Source organism: Pseudomonas sp. S3_C06 (assembly GCF_054667675.1).
Window position 1 is genome coordinate 631,578 of sequence record NZ_CP162747.1, and the last position, 14,011, is coordinate 645,588.

At 53.0% G+C, this 14,011-nt stretch carries 16 protein-coding genes; 14 read left to right on the forward strand and 2 right to left on the reverse strand.

Annotated features, from left to right (window positions below):
* Together traD and AB4N44_RS02685 are read left to right on the forward strand one after the other, a co-directional pair.
* The gene (gene traD / locus AB4N44_RS02680) at window positions 1–2,124 is read left to right on the forward strand and encodes a type IV conjugative transfer system coupling protein TraD (protein ID WP_460110376.1); all 2,124 of its coding nucleotides are present in this window, start codon (window positions 1–3) and stop codon (window positions 2,122–2,124) included.
* Window positions 2,125–2,127: 3 nt separating this feature from the next.
* Entirely contained in the window at window positions 2,128–2,877 is a 750-nt protein-coding gene (locus AB4N44_RS02685; protein ID WP_460110374.1) for a TIGR03747 family integrating conjugative element membrane protein, read from the forward strand.
* 29 nt (window positions 2,878–2,906) lie between these two features.
* Here the strand turns inward: AB4N44_RS02685 and AB4N44_RS02690 are convergent, their stop codons facing one another.
* Complete coding sequence (locus AB4N44_RS02690) at window positions 2,907–3,665, reverse strand: hypothetical protein (RefSeq protein ID WP_460110372.1); 759 nt, start codon at window positions 3,663–3,665, stop codon at window positions 2,907–2,909.
* 161 nt (window positions 3,666–3,826) lie between these two features.
* On the opposite strand from AB4N44_RS02690, the gene AB4N44_RS02695 reads away from it, so the two are divergent.
* The 9 genes from AB4N44_RS02695 to AB4N44_RS02735 are packed head-to-tail and all read left to right on the forward strand — an operon-like array spanning window position 3,827 to window position 11,421.
* Window positions 3,827–4,165, forward strand: a complete 339-nt coding sequence (locus AB4N44_RS02695) for an integrative conjugative element protein, RAQPRD family (RefSeq protein ID WP_460110370.1) — start codon at window positions 3,827–3,829, stop codon at window positions 4,163–4,165.
* Window positions 4,162–4,392, forward strand: a complete 231-nt coding sequence (locus AB4N44_RS02700; protein WP_460110369.1) for a TIGR03758 family integrating conjugative element protein — start codon at window positions 4,162–4,164, stop codon at window positions 4,390–4,392. The genes AB4N44_RS02695 and AB4N44_RS02700 overlap by 4 nt, the downstream gene beginning before the upstream one ends.
* A 19-nt stretch (window positions 4,393–4,411) precedes the next feature.
* Complete coding sequence (locus AB4N44_RS02705) at window positions 4,412–4,771, forward strand: TIGR03745 family integrating conjugative element membrane protein (protein WP_460110367.1); 360 nt, start codon at window positions 4,412–4,414, stop codon at window positions 4,769–4,771.
* Window positions 4,772–4,783: 12 nt separating this feature from the next.
* Window positions 4,784–5,182, forward strand: a complete 399-nt coding sequence (locus AB4N44_RS02710; RefSeq protein WP_186622380.1) for a TIGR03750 family conjugal transfer protein — start codon at window positions 4,784–4,786, stop codon at window positions 5,180–5,182.
* Window positions 5,179–5,862, forward strand: a complete 684-nt coding sequence (locus AB4N44_RS02715) for a PFL_4703 family integrating conjugative element protein (protein WP_460110365.1) — start codon at window positions 5,179–5,181, stop codon at window positions 5,860–5,862. The genes AB4N44_RS02710 and AB4N44_RS02715 overlap by 4 nt, the downstream gene beginning before the upstream one ends.
* A complete protein-coding gene (locus AB4N44_RS02720; protein WP_460110364.1) occupies window positions 5,859–6,746 on the forward strand; it encodes a TIGR03749 family integrating conjugative element protein in 888 nt (295 codons plus the stop codon). Before AB4N44_RS02715 ends, AB4N44_RS02720 begins: the two co-directional genes overlap by 4 nt.
* On the forward strand, window positions 6,736–8,166 hold the full coding sequence (locus tag AB4N44_RS02725) for a TIGR03752 family integrating conjugative element protein (RefSeq protein ID WP_460110362.1): 1,431 nt from the start codon (window positions 6,736–6,738) through the stop codon (window positions 8,164–8,166). The genes AB4N44_RS02720 and AB4N44_RS02725 overlap by 11 nt, the downstream gene beginning before the upstream one ends.
* Entirely contained in the window at window positions 8,144–8,569 is a 426-nt protein-coding gene (locus AB4N44_RS02730; protein ID WP_460110361.1) for a TIGR03751 family conjugal transfer lipoprotein, read from the forward strand. The genes AB4N44_RS02725 and AB4N44_RS02730 overlap by 23 nt, the downstream gene beginning before the upstream one ends.
* Complete coding sequence (locus AB4N44_RS02735) at window positions 8,569–11,421, forward strand: conjugative transfer ATPase (RefSeq protein ID WP_460110359.1); 2,853 nt, start codon at window positions 8,569–8,571, stop codon at window positions 11,419–11,421. The genes AB4N44_RS02730 and AB4N44_RS02735 overlap by 1 nt, the downstream gene beginning before the upstream one ends.
* Window positions 11,422–11,562: 141 nt before the next feature.
* Here the strand turns inward: AB4N44_RS02735 and AB4N44_RS02740 are convergent, their stop codons facing one another.
* Window positions 11,563–12,234, reverse strand: a complete 672-nt coding sequence (locus AB4N44_RS02740; RefSeq protein WP_460110358.1) for a hypothetical protein — start codon at window positions 12,232–12,234, stop codon at window positions 11,563–11,565.
* 466 nt (window positions 12,235–12,700) lie between these two features.
* On the opposite strand from AB4N44_RS02740, the gene AB4N44_RS02745 reads away from it, so the two are divergent.
* The 3 genes from AB4N44_RS02745 to AB4N44_RS02755 all read left to right on the forward strand — a co-directional run bounded on the left by AB4N44_RS02745 (window position 12,701) and on the right by AB4N44_RS02755 (window position 13,972).
* A complete protein-coding gene (locus AB4N44_RS02745; RefSeq protein WP_460110356.1) occupies window positions 12,701–13,195 on the forward strand; it encodes a JAB domain-containing protein in 495 nt (164 codons plus the stop codon).
* Window positions 13,196–13,328: 133 nt separating this feature from the next.
* Entirely contained in the window at window positions 13,329–13,622 is a 294-nt protein-coding gene (locus AB4N44_RS02750) for a hypothetical protein (RefSeq protein WP_460110355.1), read from the forward strand.
* Complete coding sequence (locus tag AB4N44_RS02755) at window positions 13,622–13,972, forward strand: hypothetical protein (protein WP_460110353.1); 351 nt, start codon at window positions 13,622–13,624, stop codon at window positions 13,970–13,972. Before AB4N44_RS02750 ends, AB4N44_RS02755 begins: the two co-directional genes overlap by 1 nt.
* Window positions 13,973–14,011: the final 39 nt, after the last annotated feature.

The following is a 14,011-nucleotide window of genomic DNA, read 5'->3' on the forward strand; positions in this document are numbered from 1 at the left end:
ATGGCGCAACATCATGCGGTCGAAACACTGCTGCGGCCGGCGGTGGAACTGTACAGCGCGACTGCTTGCAGTTCGGCTGCCGTGTTGTGTCTTGTAGCACCCTGGTCTCTGGCGTTGACGCCCTCCATCGGCGTGGGCGGTGCATGCTGCTGCGCAACGCTTGCCGCAATCCGTTTGAAGCAGGCCAGTGTGGTCCTGCGTTATCGACGGCAGATGAGGCGACTACCACGCTACGTGATGACCAGCCGGGAAATCCCGGTGAGTCATGAGCGCCTGTTTATCGGGAAGGGATTTCGTTGGGATCAACGCCATACCCATCGATTGATGCAGACCTATCGTCCCGAGTTCCGACGCTACGTTGAACCCTCGTTGATCTATCAACAGGCGCGACGGCTTGAAGCGCGGCTGGAATTTGCACCCTACCCTCTGAACCAGTTGCGGCAGTTCACACGCTGGGATCATTGGTTAAACCCCGCCAGACCGCTGCCCCCCGTTGGCGGTTTGCCAAGGCTCCACGCCGTTGAGCCGAACGAGGTCGATGTCACTCTCCCATTGGGTGAAAGGGTCGGCCATTCTCTGGTGCTAGGCACTACCCGAGTAGGAAAGACTCGCCTCGCAGAATTGTTCATCACCCAAGATATTCGCCGCGATGAAATCTGCATCGTTTTCGATCCCAAGGGAGACGCGGATCTTCTAAAGCGCATGTACGTCGAGGCCAAGCGTGCGGGGCGTGAGGGTGAGTTTTACGTGTTTCATTTGGGCCAGCCCTCAATTTCTGCACGTTACAACGCGATCGGTCGTTTCGGGCGTATCACAGAGGTGGCCTCCCGTATCGCAGGACAGCTGTCTGGGGAAGGAAACTCGGCCGCGTTTAGGGAGTTTGCCTGGCGCTTCGTCAATATCATTGCCCGAGCCTTGGTTGAACTGGGGCAACGTCCTGACTACCTTCTGATCCAGCGTCATGTGATCAATATCGATGCGCTGTTCATTGAGTACGCGGCTTATTTCTTTGCTCAACATGATCGCAAGGCGTGGGATGTCATCGTTCAACTGGAAGCCAAAATCAATGAGAAGAACACTCCACGGCACATGATGGGACGAGAAAAACGGGTGGTGGCAATCGAGCAGTACCTGCAACACGCAAGATTGTACGACCCGGTTCTGGATGGATTACGTTCCGCGGTGCGCTACGACAGAACCTACTTCGACAAGATTGTGGCTTCTCTTCTGCCACTCTTGGAGAAGCTGACCACCGGTGACATTGCGCAGCTTTTGGCGCCTGATTACATGGATCTTGAAGACCCAAGACCCATCTTTGATTGGATGCAGGTGATCCGAAAACGAGCGATCGTTTATGTCGGGCTGGATGCACTGTCCGACTCTGAGGTGGCATCCGCGGTGGGCAACTCCATGTTTGCTGATCTGGTGTCTGTAGCAGGCCATATCTATAAATTTGGGGTCGAGGATGGGTTACCAGGTGAGGCGGCAAACCAAAAAATACCCATCAATGTCCATGCTGATGAATTCAATGAGCTGATGGGTGATGAGTTCATACCGATGATTAACAAAGGCGGTGGCGCCGGCATCCAGGTCACGGCTTACACGCAGACATTGAGTGACATTGAAGCGCGTATTGGTAATCGGGCGAAGGCTGGCCAGGTCATTGGTAACTTCAACAACCTGTTCATGCTGCGGGTTCGTGAAACGGCCACAGCTGAATTGCTGACGAAGCAACTGCCCAACGTTGATGTGTACGCGACGTCAGTGATGAGTGCTGCAACGGACAGCTCGGATCCTCATGGCAACACCGCTTTCACGTCAAACACCCAAGACCGAATCACAACGACCAGCGTTCCGATGATTGAACCGGCTCATGTGGTGGCATTACCCAAAGGCCAAGCCTTCGCCCTGATCGAGGGAGGTCAACTTTGGAAGGTGCGTATGCCCTTGCCCGCTCCGGACCCTGACGAGATTATGCCAAAAGATCTGCAAGCCATGGCTGGATACATGCGCACACGCTACGTGCCGGCGGAAGATTGGTGGTGTGCGGTTTCAGATCAGGATCAGAACGCACCACTACCGCCAGATTTACTTGATGATGCAGACCTCAGAGAGCGTGCTTAATACATGAGCGATCTGGCCTCGACGGCACAACGTCAGCAGCAAAGACAACAAGGAGTGCTGATCACCCTGCTGACATTACCTTTTCGGTTTGTAGCAGTGCTACTCGGGTCGTTGCTATTGAGCATCCTCATAGAGTGCATCGGAATGTATACCCTCTGGCCTGAGGAAGGCTGGCGTCATTCCCAGCAGATGTTCGAATTTGAGCTGGGACAGCTATCCAATAATTTCAAACGCAGTGCATTGGTTCAGGAACCGGAACGAATGGCAAAGGAGCTGATCCAGACTGTCCATCACGCGATCATTGCGAAGACAGGCTTGGAAGGAGCGGTTCATAACACGTCACGCAAGGTGCACAGTTTCAGAACAGAGGAGGCTCGCAAGGCGCGTGTTTACCTGAGGACCTTCTACACCCATTTAGAAAGCAATCTAATCGCCGCCGCCTATACCGTTCTGGTCTTCATCACTCGATTGGTGGTGCTGTTTCTTTCTCTGCCACTGTTTGTTATTGCGGCCTTTCTTGGCTTGATAGACGGGCTTGTTTCCAGGGATATCAGGCGCTTTGGCGCGGGCAGAGAATCGAGCTACCTCTACCATCGCGCCAAGACCTGTGTGATTCCCTTGGCAACGTTACCGTGGGTCATCTACCTGACCATCCCTCTAAGTGTGGAGGCCTCATTCATACTGGTGCCCAGTGCAGCGTGCCTTGCAATAGCGCTCGGTATCACCGTCAGCAGCTTCAAAAAATATCTTTGAGCCCAGCAATTCAGATCGAGGCTGTTGAATTACTTCGCGCCGTTTCGAGCCCACCAGTAGTAGGCCGCCATTTCCACATCTGCCGGGGTCCAGCTTTTCTTTTGATTGGCAACAGGACAGTGGAAATGATTCTTACGATTCAAAAAATTGGCGATGTCGCTCAGCAAGGGAAGATAAGCGTTTACGTACTCATCCAAATTAGTGAGAAGCCGAGAGTTGGAGTACGTGGCCAAGCGGCTCGTTCTCCGTGACTTATTTGGCCACTCCCGAATAAACGCGGTACCGCGGCCCGTCACTGCCAGTGAGTTAAAAAAATAGGAGGCATGGCGATCGACAGCGGCACCCTCCTTGGGTCTGACAAACCTATAAATCTTGGAAGCGATGACCAAGCTGATACCAGGCAATCGGCTCAATGCATTCAGAGCTGCATGACTGCCACCTGGCACTAAACAGAGTTGAATCGCGGCAAGCATCTCCAGTTGCTCTGATGCAGATGCATTCAGAATTCGCCTGTGAGAAGGCTTATAGTTCCCTGCCCACGATGAAACCTCAGCAATTATCTGTTGTGCAGATGAAGTCGTGAGGCCCTTTAGCAAGCGTTTAACCGTAGCTTCCAGATCCGTAATTTTCTGCTGACTCTTTACCCTCCCGGTATTAAAGGGCCAGTCATAGCTTTCTCGCGCGGTGGTCAGCAACGTCACCAGCGATTGACTAGGCAATACGGAGCCTGATGCGTAGGTGAGACTGATGCCGGCGGGGAAACTTGGGGCATCATTTGGCATGGCCATTGAGTCGTCCTTTCTCTAAAAACCGAATACAGGCATTTTGCCATGCTTTGAAAAAGCCTTAAATGCCTATCCGGACTTTCTCAAGTTCCGATTGTTAGCTGCCCCACGTTTTTCCCCCTAGCAATATCGAGCCGTCTGACAGGATCAAACGAGCTCCCCACATGATCAACCGCTTTCGTAAAAACTTCCTTCCGCGCATCGCTCTGCTGTTTATGGCCGCGGATTCGACTGCATCGTCAGCCAATTCATTCGTCGACGAACATACCCTTCTGGCAACGCTGCTACGCGAACTAAACACCATTGACCGTCTGACGACTTCACCTGTTGCAGTGCCCGATCAAGAATCGCAGCGTTTCCATTTCGATTACGTCCGACTACGTGCTGACATTCATCGCGTCAGTTACGGCATCCAGCAATACCTGACTCCCAAGCGCGCGACACCTCGCGATGACATTGCGCTACATGGCGACTACCGCAATGAACCGGTAACGGACCAATGAATGCTGCGCAGATCGCAGCATTTCAAGCAAACGGCGGCTTCTCCCCTTCGATTACGGCCTCAGTACTGACATCCCTCGTTTTTGCGACGTTGTTGCTCTGGGGCGCCTGGGCGATTCGTACCGCTTATTCGGGTTGGGCTGAACACCGGCTAAATCAAAGACAGTTTTTGGGCGTCGTTATCCGATTCACCGCGATGTACTTGGCTTTGACACTTTTCCTCCTTTAATCCTCCAAAGGAACTCCCAATGCGAACGCAATTCCCCGCGTCAAAACGAACAGCAGGAACGCTCGTCCTCTATGCCACAACACTGCCCTTATTTGCTCAAGCCAAGGGCAAGTTACCAACGATGGAGGATCCATCCCGCGGTGCCGGCAATGGCATCATGCAAACGATGCAGAACTACGGCTACGACATCATCATGCTTGTGGCGCTGCTGGTCGTCGCCTCGATGTTTATCGGTGTCTGCTATCACGCTTACACACGCTATTCCGAAATCCATACCGGCCGCTCCACTTGGGGGCAATTTGGTCTCAGTGTTGCCGTGGGCGCAATCATGCTTGTCGTGGGCATCTGGTTGCTGACCAAAGCCACCGGCATTTTGTGAGCGAGACACCCCATGGACTCCCTACAACACACAACATCTGACGGTACCGTCGCTTTCCTTCCCCATCGACTGAACCGGCAGCCAATCGTCGTTCGCGGACTCACCGCAAACGAACTCTGGATATGTACAGCAATGGCTGCGGCATCAGGACTGTTACTGGGCATACCCGGTGCGTGGGCTGTCAGCAGCATTGCGGTGATACCCACCACCATTGTGGTTTCCATTGCATCGGGCTTGTTCATTGGTGGTGGTCTGTTGCGTCGTCAAAAACGCGGCCGACCTGAGACCTGGCTTTACAGGCAGCTTCAATGGTGGCTGGCAAACCACTCTCCTCGCTTTGCTGCCCTGATGGGTACGAGTGAACTCATTACACGAACTGGTTTCTGGGCAACTCGACGGGGTGGCGCATGAGCCGATTCAAGAATGAGGTATTGCACCTGCAATCGCATGTGAAGACTTTACGAATGGGGGCTGCAGCCCTGCTTGCTATGGCCATCGGCATGGGCGCTGGCTGGTGGAATGCACCACGAGATCTCACTATCCATGTACCTCCCGACCTGCGCTCTGGCAGTACGCGTCAATGGTGGGAGGTTCCACCCGAATCCGTCTATGCCTTCACTTTCTACATCTTTCAGCAGCTCAATCGTTGGCCCACTGATGGTGAGGAAGATTACACCCGCAACCTCCAATCTCTCACCGCATACATTACTCCACAGTGCCGCGCGTTCTTCGAGAAAGACTATGACCAACGACGTCGCTCGGGAGAACTCCGAAATCGCGTCCGTGGCATCTACGAGATACCTGGGCGAGGCTACGGTGATGACCCACAGGCTCGGGTCAAGGTGGTCTCCGATCGAGATTGGCTGGTCACGCTCGACATTAATGCCGACGAGTATCACGGCGCTGAGCAAATCAAGCGTGCACTGGTCCGCTACCCCATCAAGGTCGTACGTCTAGACGTTGATCCTGAACTTAACCCCTTTGGTCTTGCATTGGACTGCTACGACGGCGCACCGCAACGCATCGTCCTGCCTGCTGGCCCTGCCTCAGGCACTCGAAAATCAGAGCGATCGCTGGGAGATACGCCATGAAACCTTTGCAGATAGCGGCCTGCCTAGGCCTCACACTGTCATTCGTCACTACCTCAAGCCAAGCCGTCGAAGTGATGCGCTGGGAGCGACTTCCACTGGCCATCTCCCTGATTGTTGGCCAAGAACGCGTAGTCTTCATCGACCGTAATGTTCGTGTCGGCGTACCAGGCCACTTAGGTGATCGGTTGAGGATCCAAAGCGCTGCCGGTGCGGTGTATCTGAGGGCTAACGAACCGATTGATCCAGTGCGGCTGCAACTTCAAGACGCAATGACGGGAGAATTGGTTTTGATCGATGTCGTGGCTGAAAACCCCGCGCCCGATCAAGCGCGTCTGGAGGATGTCAGAATCATCGAAGAGCCCGTCCGAAGGCAGCGATCAGTACCCGATGCGCTTGAGCAATCCGTCCTCAGTAAAGAGCATTCGAAATCAACGCCCGTTCCCGTGTTACTGACACGCTACGCCGCTCAAAACCTATACGCACCACTGAGAACGGTCGAGCCTTTGCCAGGCGTGCGCCGAGTCAATCTGGCGGGTGATCTCTCGCTAGACCTGTTGATGCCGAGCTTACCCATCAAAGCCAAGGCTCTGGCAGCGTGGCGCATGGATGAGTATTGGCTGACGGCCGTCCGATTAAGTAACCACACCGATGCACTCGTCGAGTTGGACCCACGGTTGCTGTTGGGCGATTTTTCAACCGCGACGTTCCAACATCAACAGCTGGGTCCTAAGGGTACGTCATTGGATACCTCCGTGGTTTACCTAACCACGCGTGGGCAAGGCCTGGCGCAATCAATTCTCCCAACCATCAGTCCTGTCGACGCGGCGCTTAATGTGCCCCCTGCCAATCCCGACTTCACCCGGGAGAGAAACCATGAAGAGTAATGGTTTACTCAAGTGGTTGATGATTCCGATCGTTCTACTTGTGGTGCTCGTGCTTATAAAACTACTGCCTGCCAGCAAGCCCACTCCTTCTGAAACTGCCAACGGCGAGAGCCAACTCACCCCTGACGAAATGAAGGCATTGGGTCTGGAAGGCGACACGCCGAGCGACACGGTGGCCACTTTGGTGGCTCAGGTCAGACTGTTGCGGGCAGAGGTGAAAAACACTCAGGGGGTAAATCAACAGAACTCATCCCCCGAGTCACTGCATCAGTTTGAAGAAAAGCTGGAAGCGCGTATTCAGCAGGCATTGGAACAAGAGCGACTGCGCGTTCAGGAGGATCGGCAGGCTTCGGATTCAACGACTGAAACCCAAGGCCTTCTACAGGATATCCAGCACCGCCTCGATAGCCTGAGTCAGAGGGACAACGTTATAGATATCCCGGTGGGGTTTGGACTTGAACAAGGGGATGGTCAAAGCTTTAAAAATGGTGTGCGATGGATTGAGCCTGAAGACGCCAAACCCAAAGATCCTTCAGCATCTAACGAGCAAGACATGAGCTTTCCAGCTCGCTTTGGCCCAGCACAAAAGACGCTGGAAAATGTGGCCGACACATTTACCTCAAACGCATCGCGGACCGTTGAAGGTCACTCGCTCAAACCAACCTATACCATCCCACCCAACGCTACGTTGATGGGCTCGGTTGCCATGACGGCACTCATAGGCCGAGTCCCTATCGATGGGACTGTGAACGATCCCTACCCATTCAAAGTGCTCATTGGGGCTGACAACCTTATTGCCAATGGGATTGATCTGCCTGAGGTCGCCGGCGCAGTGGTCAGTGGCACCGCCTCAGGTGACTGGACACTGTCCTGCGTCAGAGGACAGATCCGCTCAATCACCTTCGTGTTCTCAGACGGCACCATCCGTACATTGCCGAGTGACAGTGCCAAAGAATCCCAAGGCAACAGACAGAACTCGTCGGGCAGTGAGGCTTCCCAAGAAGGTTTGGGTTGGATCAGCGACAGCCACGGCATCCCTTGTGTGGCTGGAAAACGGCGTAGCAACGCGCAACAGTATTTGGGCTCCCAAGCCCTCATCACAGCCGCCGGCGTAGGTGTCGCGTCGATGATCAAGTCAGATGGCAACAGCACGGTTTATGCCGGCAACAATGCAGGCTCAATGGGGACTGTGGGGATATCAGGAAGCGAGGCCATGAACCGAATGCTCGCCAGTGGTGTGCAGGACATTTCGCAGTGGGTCAGCAAACTTTACGGCCAAGCGTTCGCGGCAGTGTATGTCGAGCCCGGAGCTCAAGTGGCCGTGCATATAGAAGCCCCTCTCACCCTCGACTACGACACTGACGGACGCAAAGTCGATCACACCCTCGGAGGTCGTCATGCTACGACGGATCTGGACTGAATCAATGGCCGCAATCCTGGTTGCGACTGTCATCGTTGGCTGCACGACCAACACAGAAGAACTGCTCACTCACGACGGCCGCACGATGATGGACGTCTGGAACCGACAAACCAGTGGCTCGCAAAGCGGCCGAGTGGCCCAGCAACTGCTGGATGCTCGACAGGCGTTGAGGCGGCCCTTGATTGAACCGCTTGTTTCTTCGGCGTCCCAGCCTTACACACGAACAGCGCAAAACGAAATCTACCGTCAGTTTCATCGACTGCCCAATCCGGATCTGGTGATGTACGTCTTCCCTCACCGGGCTGGGACAGAAGCTGTGCCGGTACCTGGTTACAGCACGGTCTTTCCACTGCATCAACGTGTGCAATACGCCATGCCTGGCGAACGACTGGAGGATTACTGATGCCGTGGTTCAAGCAAGGCAACAACGAGAACACAGCGCAAGACTCCCCTGAGCCCAATTTCTGGTACCGATACATCAACAAACTGGCAGAAAACGGTGTGCATTCACTTGGATTGCGGCAGAGCAAACCTGTGACCGAGGCCGACGACTACGCTTTCTACGCCACGACGCCCTCCTTTGTAGACCGATTACCCTGGGTGGAATATTTGCCGCAGCATCGATGTATGCTGCTGGAAGATGGCGTATCAGTTGCTGCATTTTTCGAAGTGATACCGCTGGGTACTGAAGGCCGTGAAAGCGCTTGGCTGAACCAGGCCCGGGACACGTTGGAAAACGTGCTTCAGGACAGTTTCGACGAGTTGGACAACAACCCTTGGGTCGTACAGCTCTACGCCCAGGATGAGACAAACTGGGATAGCTACATGTCGACGCTGCGGCAGTATCTTCAGCCGCGTGCACAGGACACGGCCTTCAGTGAGTTTTACTTGCGCTTCTTCGCCCATCATCTGAACGCGATCGCCAAACCAGGCGGCCTTTTTGATGACACGGCTCTCACCCGCCTGCCATGGCGTGGTCAGAATCGACGCGTCCGCATGGTTGTTTACCGCCGTGCACCCGATACCCCTTCACTCAAACGAGGTCAGACAGCCGAACAGGCATTGGACGTTGTGTGTGAACGGCTAACGGGAGGGCTAACCAGTACAGGTATTAAAACCCAACGCATGGAGGCCGCCGATATCCACAGTTGGCTACTGCGCTGGTTCAACCCCAATCCTACGATACTCGGCAGCACCGCTGAGGCTCGTGATCGCTTCTATCATCTCAGCGCGTACCCGAAAGAAACCGAAGCGGGCGAAATCGAGTTAGCCAGCGGAACTGACTTCGCTCAACGCCTGTTCTTCAGTCAACCACGCTCCGACACAGAACAAGGCGTCTGGTACTTAGACGGCATGCCTCATCGCGTCATGTTGATGGATCGCCTGCGTAATGTGCCTCGCACCGGTCACTTGACTGGCGAGACTCGCAAAGGAGACGCCATCAACACCTACTTCGACCAGATGCCCGAAGACACCCTCATGTGTCTGACGCTGATTGCTACCCCCCAAGACGTGCTGGAAGCGCATCTCAATCACTTGAGCAAAAAGTCGGTGGGGGAAACCTTAGATTCGGAACAAACACGCCATGACGTGAACCAGGCGCGCTCGATCATTGGGAGCTCTCACAAGCTGTATCGCGGCTCATTAGCCTTCTACCTGCGCGGAAAAGACATACAAGAGCTTGATGCTCGCGGCATGCAATTGGCCAACGTCATGCTAAACGCAGGCTTGCAGCCGGTGCGAGAAAATGACGAAGTTGCACCGCTGAACAGTTACCTGCGTTGGTTGCCGTGTGTTTTTGATCCGGCCAAAGACAAGCGCCAGTGGTACAGCCAACTGATGTTTGCTCAACATGCTGCCAATCTCGCTCCGGTTTGGGGGCGAAGTCAGGGCACTGGCCATCCCGGTATTACGTTCTTCAACCGCGGCGGTGCCCCCTTGTCCTTCGATCCGCTTAACCGGCTGGACCGACAGATGAATGCTCACTTGTTTCTGTTCGGCCCAACCGGCTCGGGCAAATCAGCCACCCTGAACAACATCCTCAACCAGATCACAGCTACCTACCGACCTCGACTGTTCATCGTCGAGGCAGGCAACTCCTTCGGGCTATTTGCACAGTTTGCGAAACGATTGGGACTGACGGTTCACCACGTGAAGCTATCGCCGGGTGCAGGCGTCAGCCTGGCGCCCTTTGCGGATGCGCGTCGCTTGGTCGAAACACCTGATGAGATCGAAACACTGGATGCTGACCAGCTCGATGACACCGCGACGGCCTTTGAAGGTGACGAGCAACGCGATGTCTTGGGTGAGCTGGAAATTACCGCACGGTTGATGATCACCGGTGGTGAAGACAAGGAAGAAGCTCGGTTGACCCGAGCTGATCGGAGTCTGATTCGACAAAGCATTTTGGATGCTGCGCAGCGCTGCGCCCATCAAGACCGTGCGGTACTGACGCAAGACGTGCGGGACGCATTGCGCGACCGCGGTGTTGATCCAGCCTTGCCAGAGGGGCGACGCATTCGAGTTTTGGAAATGGCTGAGGCAATGGATTTATTTTGCCAAGGTCTGGACGGCGAACTCTTCAATCGCCCTGGAACACCTTGGCCTGAGGCAGATATCACCATTGTCGACTTGGCCACCTTCGCTCGCGAAGGCTACAACGCACAGCTCTCGATCGCTTATCTGTCGCTGCTCAATACCGTGAACAACATCGCTGAGCGCGATCAGTTTCTGGGGCGGCCGATCATCAATGTCACCGATGAAGGCCACATCATCACCAAGAATCCCCTCCTCGCGCCTTATGTGGTCAAGATCACGAAAATGTGGCGAAAGCTCGGAGCCTGGTTCTGGTTAGCAACACAAAACCTGGATGACCTACCCAAAGCAGCAGAGCCAATGTTGAACATGATCGAGTGGTGGATCTGCTTGAGCATGCCCCCCGATGAAGTGGAGAAGATCGCCAGGTTTCGAGAGCTGAGCCCCGCGCAGAAAACCTTGATGATGTCCGCACGCAAGGAGGCGGGAAAATACTGCGAAGGTGTCGTGCTGTCGAAATCCATGGAAGCACTATTTCGCGCCGTTCCTCCAAGCCTCTACCTTGCCATGGCAATGACCGAGCCGGAGGAGAAAGCTGCACGATTCAAGCTGATGCAGCAGTACGGCATCGGCGAGCTGGATGCGGCATTTAGAATGGCCGAGAGTATCGACTGTTCGCGAGGTATTGAGTCATTGCCTTTCTCGCACGACACCCGCTAGCTGTTTCCAAATGCAAAATGAAATAATTACTCAACACTAAAGAATCTACGGCAACTTAATCTCGAATACAGAAACCCCCTCACCTATTTTTAAAGAGATAAATACCCCAAGCGCTAGCGTCGGGGTATTTTAACCAAGCCCCTACACTTCATTAATTTTCGATATTTTTTCCACGAGGTCATTTATGTGATCTTGCTCGGCATTCATCTTCCGCACAAGATTTAGCCTGTAGTCATCAGCTTTAACGTTATCATAGAACCACGACAAACTTTGTATTTTGAAAATATCGATTGCCTGCCTGTGAGCGTTATAGGTTTCAGTGCTGCGATCAAGCTCTCTATGCAAAAACGCCATCGTATTTTGTCTTGAGTTTACTTCGGCAGCCAATATACTTACCTCAAGATTTTTTTGAGTCATAAGGCTTTGTGCGATATTGCAATCGACAAGGTCTTTTTGGGCGCTGGCAGAAGCCGCGCTGTGTTCGGCCGTATCACGAAGCGCTTGCCTTGTCTCTTTTAGTTCTTCTTTCTGTGTATGATATGCCTTTGCTAAAAAAATCAAAGCGATAGTAGATATTATAGGATTTGTTATTCCGCCCAAATAATCCCCTAGCGCACCCCAATCTCCAGGATCAGATGAGACGTCATGAGAGTTAAAGTTAATCGTATATGCAATTATGCATATGGCAAATACGGATGCCACCAGTATCCATGGCCAATTAAATGCAATGCCATTACTCTCTATGCTTGATGGGCTGCTATTCTTGCGAAGAATACACTGCTCAGAATCCAGTTGCGCTTGTTCTGTATCCATACCAACCCGCCAAAAAGTTATTTACTCTTGAAAGACAAACCTACGTGCCTTTTGATGTGCTCACTAAATCACTATAACATTTCAGGTGGTGGAATTTAAACTCCAACACCATTATTACAGCTGACCTATTCCGCACCTGAAGCGTATGCCCCTAGAGAAGTCGATATGAATGCGGAACAATGGCATTTCGGTTTTCTGCAAGACATCGAGCGGAAGTCATCCAAGAATAGATCCTGAAATAATTGACTGCTGACTCAGCAGCCTGCCCAGGTGGCCAAGATCTTCAAGGTTACGACGCAGTTTTACTGTGTTGATCAATACGATTGCCCCGCATCCCCGAATAAGCGGCCCTCAGCATCTGAGGGTGGATGCCCACTTAAATCCCTGCTCGCTACGAGCCAACTATCACTAATCCCTTGGGGCCCTCCCCTAAGGGCGGGACTCCAGTTTCATCAAGGAAACTTCGATGCTCTCGACTAATTCGCAAAGCCAGAAAACCGTTAACGAGGAATGCCCGCGGTATAGAGAAGACCAATTGATTCAGGAGGCCATTTCAATTCTTGAGCAACGAATCTTCAAAGGAGCCCCTTGCATTAATGATCCAAAGGACATCAAAGACTATCTGCGGCTCAAGCTCACCAACGAGGTGAGAGAAGTCTTTGCTTGTGTTTTTCTCGATTCTAAACATCGTGTCATAGGGTACGAACCGTTGTTTTTTGGAACGATTGATGCTGTATCGGCACATCCTAGAGTCATCCTGCAGCGAGCATTGGCGCTGAATAGCGCAGCTGTGATCATGGCCCATAATCATCCTTCGGGAATTGTTGATCCTAGTGAGCGCGACCGCATGATAACTGTGCTTCTGCGTGATCTACTTTCAAAAATTGATGTGCGATTGCTTGACCACGTCATCGTTGGCACAGGCGACCCTTACTCATTCGCGGAGGCCGGTTTCATCTGAGTTTTATTCAATTTCTATCTAGTAGGCGCCCTTGCGGGCGCTTTTTTTATCACCAAGATCCTACAGCAAGCAACGCGCCGCAGTTCACAAGCGAGTAAAATGCCGCCATTCTTTTTTTAGTGAGGCAGCTTTGATGAATAAATTTGGCGTAAGCGTGTTCCCTTTTTTGGCGTTGCTGATGGTGGCGGTTGTTCTCTATCCCTACCACCAACAGTTTGGTTTCTTATCCGGAGACAGGTCTGATTGGGGAGCATTTGGCGATTTTTTCGGGGGTGTGCTAAACCCTATATTCGCTTTGTTTGCTTTCTTTGCTGTGCTGCACTCACTCCGAATCCAAATGAAGCAGATCGACCAGCTTTCTATAGATAAAAAGGTGAAGAGATACTCACTGTCATTAAGGACATTGATGCAAGACTTGATCGTCTGATGATGTCTCCGGTAGGCAAATCGGGCGCTGACAAGCTTTACATTCACCATATGATTGCCGAGGCGGAGCGGGGTTTAGGGCCAGTAGAGGGCTCTGATGCCTATGCCCAGTTCGTGTCTATCGCACGCCAAACCGGCTCAATGGTTGAAGCGACTGTTCGTGAGATGCGGTCGTGTGTGATTACGATGCATGACTTTAAGCTACGGTATCCGCGTAAGGTCAAAGGAAAGTATGCTCCGATTATTGATTACTACATCCTCAAGACAAGCCGGATAGTGACGATGCTGCGAGACGTCGGTGGCCTGCCCCAAGCCGTGAGTAGCTTTTATCCTGTATCTAAAGCCGCTTGACGCTTCTGCGCCCATCGCGAAAATTACAAATGGCGCCTG